Source organism: Carboxylicivirga litoralis, from assembly GCF_025499605.1.
GTDB lineage: Bacteria > Bacteroidota > Bacteroidia > Bacteroidales > Marinilabiliaceae > Carboxylicivirga > Carboxylicivirga litoralis.
The window spans coordinates 25,585-43,236 of sequence record NZ_JAFMVC010000021.1 but is presented as its reverse complement, the minus strand read 5'-3'; the positions used below and the strand labels follow the sequence as shown (position 1 = coordinate 43,236).

At 38.0% G+C, this 17,652-nt stretch carries 16 protein-coding genes; 13 read left to right on the top strand and 3 right to left on the bottom strand.

Going from position 1 to position 17,652, the window contains the following annotated elements; genetic code table 11:
* Positions 1-203 precede the first annotated feature (203 nt).
* The 6 genes from agaR to J1N10_RS16400 all read left to right on the top strand — a co-directional run bounded on the left by agaR (position 204) and on the right by J1N10_RS16400 (position 5,067).
* Entirely contained in the window at positions 204-986 is a 783-nt protein-coding gene (gene agaR / locus J1N10_RS16425) for a transcriptional repressor AgaR (RefSeq protein ID WP_262327822.1), read from the top strand.
* Positions 987-1,099: 113 nt separating this feature from the next.
* A complete protein-coding gene (gene yaaA / locus J1N10_RS16420) occupies positions 1,100-1,876 on the top strand; it encodes a peroxide stress protein YaaA (RefSeq protein ID WP_262327821.1) in 777 nt (258 codons plus the stop codon).
* A gap of 100 nt (positions 1,877-1,976) precedes the next feature.
* Complete coding sequence (locus J1N10_RS16415) at positions 1,977-2,690, top strand: hypothetical protein (RefSeq protein ID WP_262327820.1); 714 nt, start codon at positions 1,977-1,979, stop codon at positions 2,688-2,690.
* A 167-nt stretch (positions 2,691-2,857) separates the two neighbouring features.
* Entirely contained in the window at positions 2,858-3,616 is a 759-nt protein-coding gene (locus J1N10_RS16410) for a 5'-nucleotidase C-terminal domain-containing protein (protein ID WP_262327819.1), read from the top strand.
* Entirely contained in the window at positions 3,606-4,517 is a 912-nt protein-coding gene (locus tag J1N10_RS16405; RefSeq protein WP_262327818.1) for a bifunctional metallophosphatase/5'-nucleotidase, read from the top strand. Before J1N10_RS16410 ends, J1N10_RS16405 begins: the two co-directional genes overlap by 11 nt.
* The gene (locus J1N10_RS16400; RefSeq protein ID WP_262327817.1) at positions 4,510-5,067 is read left to right on the top strand and encodes a hypothetical protein; all 558 of its coding nucleotides are present in this window, start codon (positions 4,510-4,512) and stop codon (positions 5,065-5,067) included. The genes J1N10_RS16405 and J1N10_RS16400 overlap by 8 nt, the downstream gene beginning before the upstream one ends.
* A gap of 49 nt (positions 5,068-5,116) precedes the next feature.
* On the opposite strand, the gene J1N10_RS16395 is transcribed toward J1N10_RS16400, so the two are convergent.
* On the bottom strand, positions 5,117-5,581 hold the full coding sequence (locus J1N10_RS16395; RefSeq protein ID WP_262327816.1) for an Lrp/AsnC ligand binding domain-containing protein: 465 nt from the start codon (positions 5,579-5,581) through the stop codon (positions 5,117-5,119).
* A gap of 237 nt (positions 5,582-5,818) precedes the next feature.
* On the bottom strand, positions 5,819-7,114 hold the full coding sequence (locus J1N10_RS16390; protein WP_262327815.1) for a mechanosensitive ion channel family protein: 1,296 nt from the start codon (positions 7,112-7,114) through the stop codon (positions 5,819-5,821).
* Positions 7,115-7,249: 135 nt separating this feature from the next.
* Between J1N10_RS16390 and J1N10_RS16385 the strand changes: the two genes are divergently transcribed.
* The 7 genes from J1N10_RS16385 to J1N10_RS16355 all read left to right on the top strand — a co-directional run bounded on the left by J1N10_RS16385 (position 7,250) and on the right by J1N10_RS16355 (position 16,568).
* Complete coding sequence (locus J1N10_RS16385; protein ID WP_262327814.1) at positions 7,250-8,530, top strand: IgA Peptidase M64; 1,281 nt, start codon at positions 7,250-7,252, stop codon at positions 8,528-8,530.
* 9 nt (positions 8,531-8,539) lie between these two features.
* On the top strand, positions 8,540-9,538 hold the full coding sequence (gene mgrA / locus J1N10_RS16380) for an L-glyceraldehyde 3-phosphate reductase (RefSeq protein ID WP_262327813.1): 999 nt from the start codon (positions 8,540-8,542) through the stop codon (positions 9,536-9,538).
* Positions 9,539-9,742: 204 nt separating this feature from the next.
* Complete coding sequence (locus J1N10_RS16375) at positions 9,743-11,602, top strand: hypothetical protein (protein WP_262327812.1); 1,860 nt, start codon at positions 9,743-9,745, stop codon at positions 11,600-11,602.
* 100 nt (positions 11,603-11,702) lie between these two features.
* Positions 11,703-12,821 (top strand): sensor histidine kinase, encoded by a 1,119-nt coding sequence (locus tag J1N10_RS16370; protein ID WP_262327811.1) that lies wholly within the window; start codon positions 11,703-11,705, stop codon positions 12,819-12,821.
* 10 nt (positions 12,822-12,831) lie between these two features.
* Positions 12,832-13,920, top strand: a complete 1,089-nt coding sequence (locus tag J1N10_RS16365) for a histidine kinase (protein WP_262327810.1) — start codon at positions 12,832-12,834, stop codon at positions 13,918-13,920.
* An 11-nt stretch (positions 13,921-13,931) separates the two neighbouring features.
* Positions 13,932-14,711 (top strand): LytR/AlgR family response regulator transcription factor, encoded by a 780-nt coding sequence (locus J1N10_RS16360; protein ID WP_262327809.1) that lies wholly within the window; start codon positions 13,932-13,934, stop codon positions 14,709-14,711.
* 321 nt (positions 14,712-15,032) lie between these two features.
* Entirely contained in the window at positions 15,033-16,568 is a 1,536-nt protein-coding gene (locus tag J1N10_RS16355) for an AbgT family transporter (protein ID WP_262327808.1), read from the top strand.
* 85 nt (positions 16,569-16,653) lie between these two features.
* Here J1N10_RS16355 and J1N10_RS16350 read toward each other — a convergent pair whose 3' ends face one another.
* Positions 16,654-17,646 (bottom strand): LPP20 family lipoprotein, encoded by a 993-nt coding sequence (locus J1N10_RS16350; RefSeq protein ID WP_262327807.1) that lies wholly within the window; start codon positions 17,644-17,646, stop codon positions 16,654-16,656.
* Positions 17,647-17,652: the final 6 nt, after the last annotated feature.

Genomic DNA, 17,652 nt, shown 5'->3' with positions numbered 1-17,652 from the left:
AACAAATAATAAGATTGCTTTCGAATTAATCAATTTGAAAATGATAAAAAAGTAGTTTGTCTTATTATTGGATCATATTTAATAATGAATGATAACTAAATTGCTTTCATATGCTTACTGAATAATTTTTTTGCTTATTTTGTAAAAAATAACACAGCGTTATAATGATTTAAAGGCTGTTTAGTACAAAAAGAAAGAAATAAATGAACGATTTTGATCCGAATACTACAGTTGGCCGTCGTGGTTTAATACTTAAACTATTAGATGAAAAAGGCCAGGTAAATGTTCACGAATTAAGTGAGCAATTTAATGTTAGTGAGGTAACAATTCGTAACGACCTCACCCAATTAGAGCATAAGAACCTGTTGATCCGTGCACGAGGTGGAGCTATCAAGACGGATAAAGTGACACTTGATATGAAGTTGTCGGATAAAAAGGTGAAAAACGCCAAAGAGAAAGAAGCTATTGGCAAACGTGCTGCTCGTTTAATTGAAGAAGGTGATACGATTGTATTAGATAGCGGCACAACCACCAAAGAAGTATCCACGCACTTAAGTAAGTTTAAGAACCTTACGGTTATTACCAATGCACTTAATATTGCCGGGCCATTGGCCGAGTTGGAGCAAATAAACGTGATTATGCCTGGAGGTGTGATGCGCAAAAAATCGTTGTCATTGGTTGGTTCAATCGCTCAAAATAGTTTTAAAAACTTCTTCTGCGATAAACTGTTTATCGGGGCAGATGGCATTGATGTCAACCTTGGTTTTAGTACACCGCACCTGGAGGAAGCTGCACTTAACCGAACCATGTTGAAGATGGCCAAAAAAGTGATTTTGGTAATGGACTCGAGTAAGTTTAAGAAGCGTAGTCTGGCAGTTATTGGTCAAATTAATGATGTTGATATTTTAGTGACCGATAAAGGGATTACAGAAGAAGATAAAGAGAAGCTTTTGAATGCTGGTGTTGAGGTGATTATCACGGAATAGTCAACGAAAATATTATAAAAATGGAAAGGACTACGCTGGTGGTCCTTTTTTTGAATGCATCAATGAACCATTGAATTCGAAGAATGTTTTAAGCATTAAAAACAGATAAAAATATGCACATAATAATATCACCTGCCAAATCATTGGATTTTGAAACCCAGGCACCGGAAGTTAGCCTGACGGACATTCGATTTCCAAAACAGGCAAAAACGATAGTAAAAGAGCTGAAAAAGAGAAAGCCAGAAGAATTGATGACACTGATGAAAATAAGTTCGCAATTAGCACAATTGAATCATCATCGTTTTCAGCTTTGGCAATATCCGTTTAAATCAGAAGATGTAAAAGCTGCATTATTTGCTTTCAAAGGAGATGTATACACTGGACTTGATGCGTATTCACTGAAAGCAGATGAGATAACATATGCCAATGATAAATTGCGAATACTCTCTGGTTTGTATGGATTGGTTCGTCCTTTGGATGGCATTCTGCCGTATCGCTTAGAAATGGGAACAAAATTGTCAGTTGGAACGAGTAAGCAATTGTATCAGCTTTGGGGCGATGAGATAACAAAATTGTTAGAAAAAGATATGGATGAGCAGGAGTCAGATGTGTTGGTTAACTTGGCTTCGAATGAATATTTTAAAGCGATTAACAAAAAGGTATTTAATAAACGTATAGTCACCCCTGTGTTTAAGGACTGGAAGAATGGTGAATATAAAGTGGTTAGTTTCTTTGCCAAAAAAGCACGAGGATTGATGACACGCTTTATTATTCAAAACCAGATTGAAGCACCTGAAGACTTGGTTGCCTTCAGCGAAGGAGGTTATTATTACAAAGCCGACATGTCGAAAAAAGATGAATTAGTGTTTGTGCGTGATCATGAAGGCTAAAAACAATTGTAGTGTTTGATTGCAAACGTTTTTTTTAATAACTTTTATAGGTGACAAATAAACTATTAAAACGGAGGTTAAACAATTTAAACACACATCTATGGGTGCAAAAAAAATTATTTTACAAAGGTATGGCAACCTCCTGAAGCAGGAGTCGTTGGTAACCATGCAGGACAAGATTCTTCCAAATACATTCGTATTGGAAGCGCCGGAACCCTTTCCCGGGTATTTTGGCTATTACAGCGATATCCCGTCTGATTCGAAACCATTATATATTTATTTGGTCCTGAAAAAGCTCTACACACTAGAAGAGGTGACCAGAGCGACTCAAAATATAAAGGAGTATTTTGGAACAGATTTCAATGCAGCAGCAGGTAATGTGCATCTCTACAATAAGAATTACGATGTTATTCGTGTGCGTCATCTCGATTCGTTTGATCAAATCATCGATTTGCAGGCCGGTTACATTGATGGAGGAATAGAATTTAAAAAGAAGCCGAAGAATATTACAGGACAAGCCATCATTCGCTTAAAAAAATTCTTTACACTTGAGGAGATCGGAGAAGGTGTTTATTTCGATTTGGATGAAAAGGATCATGGGTATTTTACAATTCCGCATAAGTTGCCTTGGAAATATTTTGAAGATTTAACGAAGAAGGTAAAAAATAATTGGGATTATAGTAAGTTTGATGCGGCTATCGGTCATATACATCAGGACTTTGGTGTGGTTGATATGGTGCGCATCTACAATCCTAATATTGATAGAGAGTATTTGATGGGTATAAGGAAATTGTACCTCGAACGGATTAAATAACTAAGTAATTATAAAGGCTGCCTTATGGCAGCTTTTTTTTTGATCATTTTAAGAATCGATTGTGTTCTTTAGGCTTTAAATTTTCATAATATTTTAATGTCAATCTTAAAACCTTTTTGTAACCTTGTGCCTTATTATTCTAAATGATTTAATCCTGAACGACATCAATGAAATACATTAAAATGCAATTAGTCAGTGTTTATGTTGCTACAATGTTTTTGTTTTTAGCATGCAACTCTACTGATTATACAATAAAAAATAGCACAAATAAATATGTGATTATCGACAGTTTGGTCGGTGAGGATATCTTGCTGGCATCTATCATCCAACCTTATCGCGATAGTTTGCAGGCAGAAATGCAAAAAACGATTGGAACGGCCAGGCAAGAATTGACTGGAGGATTTCCAGAGAGTTTATTATCAAATTTTGTTACTGATTTGGTTCGTGAAGAGTGTAACCGTTTGGATGGTTTTGAACCTGTTGATGTGAGTGTTGTTAATGTTAAAGGCTTGCGTATTCCTTTGCAAAAAGGCAATATTACGGTTGAAAATATATACCAGTTAATGCCTTTCGAGAACGAAATTGTGTACCTCTCCATGACAAAAGAGCAGATGGAGTTACTTTTTGATTTTATGGCCAGTGTAGGTGGCGATGGAATATCGGGAGCTAGCTTTGGAATTAAAAATGGCAAAGCTGTCAATGTAAGGGTCAATAACCAACCGTTGACAGAAAGAACGTACATTGTTGCAACATCCGACTACCTGGCCGACGGAGGTGATCACTTTGAAGTATTTAAAAAGGCCCTTAAGCGCGAAGGGACAGGACTTAAAGTGCGCGATGCAATAATCAAACATATTAAACGACTTTCGGTTGAGGGAAAAGTTGTTAATAGCGAATTAGACAAAAGGATTTATCATGCAGAGTAGAAGGGATTTTATTAGAAAAACTGTGATTGGGGCATCTGCATTAGGAATGGGGCCTTTAATGAAAAGCTGTACTACACCAAATACCAGCTTAACAATTTTGCACACCAACGATGTACATAGTCAAATCGATCCATTTCCATCGAATCATTCAAGATGGCCTAACCAGGGTGGTTTTGCCCGGCGGGCACAATTGATTAATGCGATTAGACAAGAGCAGGAAAATGTAATTCTTCTGGATTGTGGCGATATCTTTCAAGGGACGCCATATTTTAATGTGTATAAAGGCAAGCTGGAGATTGAATTGATGAATAAAATGGGCTACGATGCTGCAACGCTTGGCAACCATGAGTTTGATAATGGAATAGATGCTTTGGCTGAAAATGTTGCGAGGGCAAAGTTCCCATTTGTTTGTAGTAATTACGACTTCTCTAAATCGGTACTCAAAGGATTAACTTCCCCGTATCAAATTATTCAGAAAGGTTCTTTGAAAATTGGGGTCATCGGTTTGGGTATTGAACTGGCTGGATTAGTTAATCCAAAATCCTATAAAGAATCTGTTTACAATGAGCCTGTTGAAGTGGCTAATCGTTTAGCCGGACATCTAAAGCAGAAAGAGAATTGCGATATCGTTATTGCTTTATCTCACCTGGGCTTCAAGTATAAGGGCGAAAAAGTTTCGGATGTGATTGTTGCTCAAAATGTGCGTAATATTGATGTGATACTTGGTGGTCATACACACACGTTTATGGATGCGCCAGAGCGTATTATCGATTTGGATGGTAAAGAAGTAATCGTAAGTCAGGCTGGTTGGGGCGGCCTTCGTTTAGGGCGGTTAGACCTTAATCTGACTTCAAACCATAAAAAATCCGTAGCTTTGGTCAACTCAATTTATCATGTCTGAAACAATCAATTTATCTTATAGCGGAATAGAAGCGTTAAGGCAACGCATGGAAGGTAATGCGCCATTTGAAAATATTGCTCTGCCACGTTTGAAATTTATTAATGCCATTAAAGAACAGATGGCAGCGCACGATAACCTGGAGTGGAATATTAAGTTATCACCTGTTAATAGAGCAGAAAACAATGTCACCATTTCTTTGGTTGATGACCGAAAAAAGTTTCATTTCTTTTATGTTATTCCACTGAGTTTGCGCTTAAATGTTCATTTGTTTTTAGGCGACAATACCTTCAATTTTTTTGAAGCACACCCTTTGTTATTGAAAGCCGGTGTTATAAAAGAGGGTGAATTTCCGGTGGAGGTAACGATGAATACCCTTCCTCATTTGGTGCTCACTACAAAAGCCGATAAGTTTGAAATGTCGAACCTCCATAAAAATGAATTGACACTCGATGAAGTAAAATCATCAAGCTTATATCAATTGCTGGAAAAAGCTTTTCAGCGATTTAATCAGCCTTTATTTGATATTATAAACGGAACTCACCAATTATAAAAAAAGGCTCCCAAGCAGGAGCCTTTTTAAGATATCTTAATTCAAATAATTAATCTATAGGTAATTGTCTTTTAAAACTTTCATCCAATGAGATGATGGTTTCAGTAGCCGAAATACCTGCTATGGCTTGCAGCTTGTCGTGCAAAATTCGCTTTAGGTGCTCGTTGCTTTTAGCATAAATCTTAATGAAAATAGCGTATTGCCCTGTAGTGTAATGACACTCAACAATCTGAGGCACCTCTTCCAGCATTTTAACGACTTTATCAAACAAGCTGGCTTTCTTTAGGAAAATACCCATGAAAGCACAAGTGTGATAACCAATTTTGGCAGGGTTAATAATAAATTCAGATCCTTTGATAACTCCCATGTTCATCAAACGCTGAATGCGCTGGTGAATAGCTGCACCTGAAACTTTACATTCACGTGCTACTTCAAGGAATGGGATTCTCGCATTTTTTGTGATAAGTGATAAGATCTTCTTATCTAAACTATCGATTTGTAAACTGGTCTCCATGCTCTATATGACAAATGTTAGGAATCGTAACTAATTATACTCTTTTATTAATAGTTTGCTACGAAAATAAAACATTATAAGTAAATATCCAACGAAATTTAACGGGCATCCATGTAATTATTGGCATAAGCCTTTTAAATTCAAACCTTAGCAAAAGTCTTAAAAAGTTCTAATTAACAATTAATTACAAATAGCACCTTATTTTAAAGCTGTAATAGTCGCTTCAATTTATAACGATTATAAAGAATTGTTTCTGTAGTTCGTAGGATTGAAGTCGGCCCCACTTGGCAATTGATATACTTTTAAATCAAACTCATTAATAACTGCCAGTATATGATCAAAGATATCGGCCTGGATAGCTTCGTAATTCGTCCATTCCTGGTCTTTGCTAAAAGCATATATTTCAATGGGCTGGCCTTTCTCGGTTGATTGTAGCTGGCGTACCATAAAAGTCATGTTATTCAGTGTCATAGGATGTTCGCGAAGATACTCCTGTAAATAACGACGAAACACTCCCAGATTAGTCAGGCGTCGGCCATTGGCAAGACTTTCGGAAGCCGATTGTCCCTCAGTTTTGTTGTTATGATTGACCAGCTCTTGTTCTTTTTCGGCTATGTAATCTTTTAATAAACGAATTTTTTTAAAGCGCTCAATCATTTCTGCAGAGCAAAATTTAACCGTCTGCATATCAATGTTAATGGAGCGTTTAATGCGACGACCACCCGACTGCTCCATGCCTTTCCAGTTGATGAATGAGTCGTCAACCATCTTGTATGTGGGAATTGTTGTGATGGTCTGATCCCAATTCTGAACCTTAACTGTGTTTAGTGATATGTCGATAACAGTACCATCAGCTTTATAAGTTGACATAGTAATCCAGTCGCCCGTCGCTACCATTTTGTTGGCCGATAGCTGTATGCTCGCAACAAAACCCAGTATGGTATCTTTAAAAACTAATAGTAGAATAGCTGCAGTAGCACCTAATCCGGTTAATATTTTTGAAATATTAATGTCGAACAGGATGGAGATGATAACGATGACTGTTAGAAAGGAAGATGCTATCTGCACAATTTGAATCATGCCTTTTATAGGCCGTTCTTTGGCATACGAAAAAGTGTTATAGATATCGTGAACGACTCCAAGCAAGGCTAGAAACGTCCACAGAATAATAAAAACGATGATGCTGCTTAGCAGTTTGTGCAGATGTTCTACAATATTCGTTTCGGGAAAAGCTTCGAAAATTACACCAATCATCGAGTAGATGATGATAGCAGGCACCAGGTTGGCCAATCGGTCAAATACATTTCTGTCCAGCAGCAAATCGTCATATTTCGATTTGGTTTTCTGAATGACCTTTTTTATTAAAGTTGCAATGTATTTTTTGGTTATCAGGTTGGCCAGCCAGCAAGCAGTAAGCGTGAAAATAAGCCAGGAGCCGGTTAAAATGTACTTAATGTAGTTATCGGTAACACCGGTTGACGATAGGTATTCCTGAAAAAGTTGGCTTAATTTATTTAATTCGGTAACATCCATAATGCGAAAGTCAGATTTAATGTGTCATAAAACTAGTATAATTGCAAAGAAAAATAATCTGTAATAAATTGACAGGCGTAGAGAATAAAAATTTTAGATTAAAACGCCAGAACAAGTTAATGTTAATTCATTTGTATGAGAACAGCACTATTTGGAATCATCAGTTTTTTGCTATTTGCAGCCTGTAGTAAGGCGCAGTCAGGTTTTGAGAAATACTTTAAAAATCAGTCGATGCGGGTTGACTTGGTTTTAGCAGGTAATAAACACATGCAATCGGCTTATTTATTAGAATTGAAGCAAGAGCCATATTGGGGAGGTTCAACGCTTAAGTTGGTTGATGAATTGGGTTACGGCGAGTACCATTTTACAATTAAGGATAAGGCCAGCGATGAGATTATTTACTCGAGAGGTTTCTGTACCCTTTTTGAAGAGTGGCGCACAACCGAAGAAGCTAAATCAATCAACAAAGCTTTTTATCAAACCGTTACTTTCCCTTACCCTAAGGATGAAGTTATTTTTACGCTGAATGAGCGCAAAAAAGATGGGACCTACAGTGCTTTGATAACCATGGTTATTAATCCAGATGATACCAATATTAGAAAAGAAGCTGTGCCGGATTATGAAGTAGTGAAAGTTGTTGATAATGGGGAAGCAGCTAATATGGTTGATTTTACTTTTATTGCCGAAGGCTATCAACTGAATGAGATGGCTAAATTCAAAGCAGATGTGAAAGAAATGGCTGATTATATTTTGTCAATGGAACCTTATAAGAGCCAGCAGCATAAATTTAATTTCTGGGCGGTTTGCTCACCATCCAAAGATTCTGAAACAGATAATCCAAGAAAAGATAAATGGGTGAGTACGGCTGTTAATTCATCGTTCAATACGTTTTACATCGATCGTTACCTGGAGACAGGAGATGTTATTTCAATTCGTGATATTGCGGCCTGTGCGCCATACGATCATATTTGTGTGTTGGTCAATACAGAAAAGTACGGAGGAGGTGGTATTTACAATCATTTTTCCATTGGCACTTCAGACCATCCGAAAGCTAAAGAGGTAATGCTTCACGAAATTGGTCATGGCTTTGGTGGTTTGGCCGATGAATATTACACCTCAGATGTGGCCTATCAGAATTTTTTTGATTTAAATGTGGAGCCTTGGCAACCAAATATCACTACCTTGGTTAACTTTGAAAGTAAATGGAAACATTTGGTCGATGAGAATACGCCCATACCAACCCCGGTGAATAAAGAATATGAAGATGTTTGTGGTGTTTTTGAAGGTGGTGGATATGTTGAGAAAGGTGTTTATCGTCCTGCCGTGAATTGTCGTATGAAAACCAATGAAGCTAAAGGCTTCTGTCCGGCATGTCAGGCGGCATTAACTAAAATGATTGAATTTGTAACAGATTAAATAGAGACTATGAATTATCAAGCTTCAAACACCAGGTATGACAAAATGCAGTATAATCGATGCGGACGAAGTGGTTTAAAACTGCCGGCTATTTCGCTTGGCTTGTGGCATAACTTTGGCTCCGAAGATGTGTTTAGTAATGCCCGCGACATCTTGTTATATGCTTTTGATAATGGTATCACACATTTTGATTTGGCCAATAACTACGGACCGGTTCCAGGCTCGGCCGAGGAGACATTAGGAAAGGTGCTGAAGCAAGATATGAGTGCTTACCGTGATGAGTTAGTGATTTCGTCTAAGGCGGGTTATTTGATGTGGGATGGCCCTTATGGAGAATGGGGTTCTAAGAAGTACCTGGTTTCAAGTTTAGATCAAAGTTTGAAACGCATGGGCTTGGAGTATGTGGATATTTTCTATCATCATCGTCCCGACCCGGAAACACCGCTCGAAGAAACCATGGCAGCTCTTGACTTAATTGTTCGTCAGGGGAAGACTTTGTATGTTGGTCTGTCGAATTACAGCGCCGAAGAAACGCAAAAAGCGGAATCGATATTACGCGAGTTGGGCACGCCTTGCCTCATTCATCAACCGCGTTACAATATGTTCGACCGTTGGGTGGAAAATGGCTTAACAGAAGTGCTTGATAAGCGAGGCATTGGCTGTATTCCGTTTTCACCATTGGCTCAAGGTTTGCTCACTGACCGCTACCTAAAAGAAATACCTGCGGATTCGCGCATGGCTAAGGCACATTTTCTAAAAGAATCGGCTTTAACCGATGAAAAACGCAAAGCTATTGTGGCGTTAAATGAATTGGCTCAAAAACGAGAACAATCGCTGGCGCAAATGGCCATCGCCTGGTTATTGAGTAACAAGACAGTGACATCGGTATTGGTTGGTGCATCGTCAACGCATCAATTGGAAAATAATTTAGTTGCCTTAGATAATTTAGCATTTTCCACTGAAGAGTTAAAGGCTATAGAAGAAATTTGTCTTCCTGTTTTGCAGTAAAATAATATACAAAGATAAAGTTAGGCCTTAAGGATTTAAAACTCTTTAAGGCCTTTTTATTATCACTAAAATCTTCCCGCTTCAACCATTCTACAATTCACTACATTTTTACAACAACTCACTACTTTTCGTTTTTCTTAGGCACAGTCTTGTCTTAATATTGTAGTATCAAAAAATGTCTATGAACAACTAAATGATACACCTATGAGAGCGAAATCTACACATCAATTTAAATTAGGATTTGTTGGGGCAATGGTAGCTGTAATGGCTATGCTTTCGCAGCCAACAATAGCCGATGATAATAAGCACAAAAATAATGTGCGAGTTGAGTATCAGAAGATGCGCAACGAAGTTCGAAAAGAATACTATAAGGCCCGGGAAGAATATCGTGAAGCAGTAGCCGATTATAGAAAAGCAGTTTATAAGAATAGAGCCGACATTGTTGCTTCATCCGCTGATTTTCCTTTTGATTTAAAATACAAAGGTGTCATTGAATTATCTGGGGATAATAAAATGATTACCGGTATTTCGGCCAATGGGTTCGTTGAAATTAATAAAACAGCTTTCGGTAACAATCGCCGTTTGTTCATCCATGCCGATGATAAAGGAACCATTACTTATGAGTACTATGTAGGAAAAACTGAAACGGCATTTAATCCTGAAGGTAAAAAATGGCTGGGCGAGGTGTTGCCTGATATTGTGAAGCGAAGCGATTTAGGTGTCGAGTCCAGAGTTCGTCAGTTATATAAGACAAAGGGTTTAAGCGCTGTATTGAGTGCAATGGAAGATTTGCCATCGAGCTCAACCTATACTTATTCAAGCGAATGGAATGTATTTACCATTAAAACATCATCGTATAAATCGGGCAGTTCAGCTTCGAAAAATACGTTTTTAAAGACCTTGGTTTTTGATAATCAGTTGAAGTCACAAGATATTGTTCCTGTTTTTGAGGCGATTGAAGAAGTGCGTTCCAACAGTACCAAAGGTTCTCTCATTCGGCATATATTAGAAAATTACAAACTAAACACCGAGCAACTGGCAGCTGTACTCGATGCAACCTCAACACATGATTATAATACAGAGCGAGGTTCAACATTACGTATCTTCAACCAGTTTTATACCGATGAGTTTGCCATCCGAAAAGGTTATTTCGATATAATTGAAGAGATGGAGATTAACTCAGAAAAAGGTAATGTGCTGAAGCATCTGGTTAAAACCACAAAGCTATCGAGCGATAGTTGGATTAGCATGCTGCAAGCCATTGAAGAGTTTTCGTCGGAAAGAGAAAAAGGTGCCCTTTTATTGTATTTAATCCCTCACTTGCCAAAAGACGATGTGGTAATGGATGCATTCAGGGAAGCGTTGGAAGATATGTCGGATAGTTATTATATTTTGAAAGGTGAAATAACGACTGCCTTGTTGGATGCAGCTCTTGAGTCAGGAGCCAGAAAAAGCGATAAAACAACGTTGTTGAACTATTTAAAAACGGCCAGAGGCATTTCTTCCAATAGTCAACGAGGCTTAATTTTGCGTAAAGCCAACCGTTTGTTTATTAACGATGAAGAAGTGGTAGATGCCTACTTTGAAACACTGAATGGTTTGGATAGCGAAATGGAGATGTATAATGTGATGCTCGACCTGTTAAATAAAAACAAGCTGGAAGAAGCAGCTATGTATCGTTTGCTAAAAACATTAGACAGGTTAGTGGACGATTTTCAACATGGCACAGGAGCTGTTATGCGCGAGGTGGTAGCACAGTTTCCGTTATCCGATAATAATTATAATCAGTTCTTCCGTTTGATTAACCGTATGGACCAAAACAGCACAATCGAAGAGTTGTTGCGCTATGTAATTGATAGTCCTGTGATGAATGATGAACTGGCGGCTAAGGTTATTGAATGCACCCAGCAGATTGATGTAGATGTGGAGCGGGCAGCTGTTTTAGTGCGATTGAGCCCTCATATTAACAATAAAAACTCATCAACGGCTTATATTTTTAAATCGATGGCCAAAGATTTAGAAACAGAATATGAAAAGAACCGTGTATTGCGGACTCTGAACTAAAAAGAGAAAGATAAGGTTGTCTAAATAAGACAGCCTTATCTTTTTTTCATTGACAAAAGCCTTTTTGAAATCTAAATTAATGCTATAACTTAGTATTTCAATGACAACCAACACCCAATTATATTCTTCAAAAAAACTGGTAACACAAATACTGGTCAGTACATTGTATGGTGTACTGATTTTTCTGTATTTGTTCTATAGTGAGAATGGCAGCTTACCAGTGCTTTCCGAACACATCGATTCCATCTCATTTTTTACATTAAGCTCATGGCTTATATTCGGAATCCTGTCTCTGGTAACCCGTCTGCTAAACATTATTTACCCCTGGATAAAAGGAATGCCTTCGCGTTTTTTCATTCAGTTTGTTTCCAATTTCATAGTGGCCGCTATTTTTCTTTGGGTTTGTGTGAAACTCCTTATTGCCATTAAGTATGACAACATATCCTTTGCACTGTTTATGGAAGAAAAGGGAGATGTAACCATTAAGTTTTTCATCATCTTTCTTCTAACCAACCTGATTTTTATTTTGGTCGATCTGTATCAGTACTCGTTTACAAGCTTTATTCAGGCGAATATTGAAAGTGAGAAAATGGTGCGCGAACGACTTAAGCTGCAATATGAAATATTAAAAAGTCAGCTGAGCCCGCACTATTTATTCAATACGCTTAATACCATTGCATCGCTGATTCATCGTGATGCATCAACAACGGAGGGGTTTATCAGAAAATTTGCGCAGACTTTCAGTTATATACTCAATAGTCATCAAAAAGAGCTGGTGCCAGTCCAGCAGGAGGTTGATTTTATTAAAGCATACTACTTTCTATTACGCATCAGATTTGAAAAGGCTTTGGAGTTAGAAGTAGATCTTGATGTGCAAAGCAAAGCCAGTTATATTCCGCCGATGACCTTACAATTGTTGGTTGAAAATGCGGTGAAGCATAATCATTTTTCTGAAGAGAGGCCTTTGAATATTTGTATCCGTTCCAATAAAAGTCGAGGAATTGAAGTGGTAAATAACTTTGAGCGAAAGCCCGGTTTTATTGAAGTAGATAATCAGCTCTTGAAGAAACCAGAACGACATGTGTCGCATAAAATTGGTCTGGAGAATATTAAGAAGCGCTATGCTTATTTTACAAAGAATGAAGTGGAGATAACTAAGGACGAATCGTTTACGGTAGTGTTGCCTTTGTTGTTGCAGCAGAAGCTTATTAAGTACTAACAAAATTAGGATGAAGACATTTACTTTAAATAATCAACAAAAGTGGCTTCGCTTTCTGCTACCATTCCCAATCGGTGTGGTAGTTTATATTTTAATACTGTTGGTGTTTGATACGCTCAATCAGTTTAGTGCCAACTTTTTTAGTCAGGAAGTAGCAGTAACCATCTTGCTTACCTTTATTCTGTTTGAATGTTTGCGAGTGATGTTTGTGATAATTGATAAACGTTTTCCATTATTAGAGAAGCTGCAAATTGAGCAGCAGGTAAGTTCAAAAGAGTCTAACCACTCTATGCGGGTCGTGTTGGTTCCTTTTGTTAGCTTGTTGCTATCCATTATTGTTATCAGTTTATTGGTGAGTATCTATTTTCGACTCGTGCTCATCATTAGTGATTTTGGCACTGAGCTGATTGTATTTAATGGTGTATATGGGGTTGTGGCTATTTTATATGCGGTGATTCATGTCAGTACATCGTTTCTGGCCGTGCATAAACAAATACATTACAAACAAGAGAAAGAACTACGAAAAGGGATGGAGACTGATTTGGAGAAGTTTAAGATGCAGATCAATCCCAAATTACTTTATGATGGATTGGAAAATCTTATTTCTATCGTTCATGCGCAACCACGATTAGCCGAACAGTTTGTTAATCACCTGTCAAAAATATATCGATATAACCTGGATAACCGTCACGTTGAGTTGGTTGACCTTCAGCAGGAGCTGATTCTCAGTCAATCGTTATTACATATTCTCAATGTAAAATATAACAACACCATCACCTTTGAATCTAAACTGCCCGATGAGTGGTTAAGTCGACAAATTATCCCTTGTACTATTTCGGCATTGATTCAGGAGCTGGTGAACCGCTCAATTGTGAATGAATTTCAACCTTTACATATTTGCCTCGAAAATAATGGCGAGCAACTTGTTTTGTCAAGCAGGCATAATCCCAAAATTGGATTGAATGGCAATGCAGAATGGAATTTATCGCTTATCAACAAAGCCTATTCTTTTTTTAGTGACAGTAAGCAACTTGAAATAACCCAGGATAATCAACAATTACGCATTAATATACCTTTGTTTGAAATAGAGGAAGAATAATCTAAACCAACATGAGAGTACTTATTATAGAAGATGAAAAACCCGCCGTTGAAAACCTGAAACACCTTTTAAATCGCTACGATAGCAGCATTGAAGTTGTGGGCGAACTGGATTCTGTAGCTGCCAGTGTTGAGTGGTTTTCAAATCCATTGAATACCGTCGATTTAGTTTTTATGGATATTCATTTAAGCGACGGACTGAGTTTTGAAATATTTAATAAGACGCAGCTAAATCTGCCGGTTATTTTCACAACAGCTTATAATGAGTATGCCATACAGGCTTTTAAAGTCAATAGCATCGATTATTTGCTGAAACCACTTGATTACGACGATCTGTTTAGAAGTATGGAGAAGTTGGAAAGTCTGCGTGAAAACCTTTCATCGGCCAGCCAACGATTAAAGCTGGAGGAACTAAATGAAGCCTTACTGCATTACCGCAAAACCTATAAAGAGCGTTTTATGGTTAAGCTGGGTGAGCGCATTAAGTCGGTTACTTCCGATAAAATTGTTTTGTTCTATGCAGAAGGACGCAACGCCTTTATACTTACTTCGAAAGGGAATCGCTATATCATCGATTTTAAACTTGAGGAGTTAGAAGACATGTTGAATCCGGCTACTTTTTATCGAATTAGCCGTTCGTTTATTGTTAATATCAACTACATACAGGATGTTTTGGTGCATTCTAACAGTCGTTTAAAGATTCAGTTTGAACAGCCTTTTGATAAAGAAGTGATTGTGAGTCGCGAGAAAGTATCCCATTTTAAAAGTTGGTTTAGCGGATCCGGGATTTAGGGTATAGGGTTTAGGATGTGAGATGTGTGGATTTATGATGTTAGGTCAATAGGTCAATAGGTCAATAGGTCAATAGGTCAATAGGTCATTAGGTTGTTAGATGTTTCGGGTTTTGAGTTCTTAGTTTCCAATTTCAACTATTAAACTTCTAAACTTTTAAACAATTGTTTGCCATTTTAACGTTTCGACAATTCAACGGTTCAGCAAATCCTCAATTATTAGCATTATGCTATATAACACATGTGTGTATATGCTATTTATCTGCATGGTTTTTCTTTTTTTTATATTTTCGGCGATTCATAATAGTAAAACTTTTATTGTATGGGCACAGTCGTTAAAAAGAAGAAATCATTTGTTGATATATTTCTAAATGGAGTAGAAAGAGTTGGGAATATACTACCACACCCGGCTTTATTGTTTGGGATATTTGCTGTTGTAGTATTGTTGTTTTCGGGCTTGTTTGCCTGGATGGGAGCTAGTGCTGAACACCCTACGACTGGGGAAGCCATTAATGTGATCAACCTCTTGTCGGTTGAAGGTCTGAATCGCATCCTGACAGAGATGGTGAAAAACTTTACCAGTTTTGCACCAATGGGAATTGTTGTGGTGGCGATGCTGGGTATTGGCCTGGCCGAGAAATCCGATTTAATTGGCGCTTTAATACGTAAGCTGGTTTTAGCAGCTCCTAAGGGATTGCTAACCTTCGTCATTATTTTGGCTGGTGTTATTTCCAATGTAGCATCAAGCGTTGGTTATGTACTTTTGGTTCCTCTTGGTGGTGTGATTTTTCTGGTGGCCAAGCGTCATCCTTTGGTTGGTATGGCCGCGGCTTTTGCAGGTGTGTCAGGTGGTTTTAGTGCTAATCTGATTATCGGAACCATTGACCCACTATTGGCAGGATTAACAGAAGAGGCGGCTCATATTGTTGATAAAGCATACACTGTGAACCCGGTAAGTAACTATTATTTTATGGTGGTGTCAACTTTTATGGTGGCACTGGTTGGTACCTGGGTGACAGAGAAGATTATTGCCCCTCGTTTTGGTGAATACAAAGGAGAAGTATCAGAAGAAGAAACCCGCCTGGAAGAATTGTCAAAAACAGAGAAAAAAGGATTGCGCTGGGTTGGATTAGTATCGTTGGCTTTTCTAGCCATTATCGCTTGGGGTTTAATACCTCAGGATGGATTCTTAAGAGGTGCCGACGGTCATTTGTTAACATCGCCATTGTTGAAAGGTGTGGTAGCAGTTCTGTTTATTTGGGCAGGAACCTGCGGTATCGTTTACGGTAAAATCACAGGTACTTTTAAAACCGATAAGGATATTATGGGCGCCATGGGAGAGGCAGCTAAATCATTAGGACCCTACCTGGTGTTAGTGTTTTTTGCTGCGCAGTTTGTGGCCTATTTCAATTGGAGTAACCTGGGATTGGTGATGGCTGTTAATGGAGCAAATATTATTCATGACCTGAATTTGTCGGTTGTTCCTTTGATGTTGCTGTTTGCCTTGTTCTGTGGTTTAATCAACCTGGTGATGGGAAGTGCATCGGCCAAATGGGCACTGTTAGCGCCTATTTTTGTGCCCATGTTTATGATGTTGGGCTATTCGCCTGAATTAACACAGGTGGTGTATCGTATTGGTGATAGTGCAACCAATATTATTTCCCCGATGATGAGTTTCTTTGCTTTGATTATTGTTTATTTTCAGAAGTATGATGAAAAGGCCGGTATTGGAACCATTGTATCCACCATGTTGCCTTACTCCATGGTCTTTCTGTTCTCATGGATGATTTTATTGGCTATTTGGTTGTTAAGCGGATTGCCGCTGGGGCCAACAGGAGGTTTGCATTATAGTATGTAGATATAGAATTAGTAAAAAAAAACGCGGGAATTATCAAATATGATGATTCCCGCGTTTTTTTTGTCTCTTTACTTTTTGAGGTATTTTATTGCTTCAGCGACACCACAAGACTGGCATTCCCTGTTTTTTGCTTCTCAACTAACTGTCGAACAATTAAATTTTTTGTTATCTGGCGTCCCAGCGATTTTAAATCAATGCTGGCCTTTAATATTTCTTCAGTATTGTTGGTCATCGTAAAGGTGGGAGAAGGAATAGTGCCCTTTGTACTGCTTTTGTATTTGTCAGTCACTAAAAAACCACCACTGTAGTTAAAACGAACAGGTATATTTTTAGCTGGCCTGTCGAAACAAGTTACGGTAAGCCGACTTGTTTCTTCCGGCACTTTAGTCAATGCTTTGATACTCATACTTTCAGTGTCGTATGTAATCTTTAATCCGCTAATTAAATCGCTTAAAGCATCTTTGTTCACCTCAAACAAATCAATGTTGCCAGCCGCTGTCTCAAACATCGTCTGCTCGTTTAAGTAGCCACTCATGGCGTCAATGCCCGCTGCATATTGCTCCAGCGCCAGTATAAAATCATTGTTTTGCTGAGCCATCTTAGCTTGTTTATATTTTTGAAACGATAGCTCTAAGGCTTCCTGTTTACGTTTTGCTTTAAGCGCATAAAACTTACTTTTCGACAATCGGTAATACGAATAACAATAATCTAAGTCTTCCCATTGGTCAACAAACTCATAACCTTCCAAAAACTCGTTAGAAGTGGCTTTTACACGACTCTGGATGTACTCATATACACCTTTATTATCTTCCATGCGATATAAACTTTGCTCGCTTTTAATTTTGGTATTGATCTGTTTTGATAAGTCGGCCAATGCTTTTTCTTTGGCTTGCTCCTTATAATAGCTTGTGCCACCAACCTTTGGAGTGGTGCCAATGCCATAAAAATACGTTGATGAAACAGGACGCTCTTTCAGCCATTGTGGTTTTGATAATTCAAGTAATTCTGCTTCTTTCTTCTTTGAAGAGCAGGCGCTTAAAAGTACAGTAGCAAGAAGTATAATTGGAAGAAACTTCATTAAATA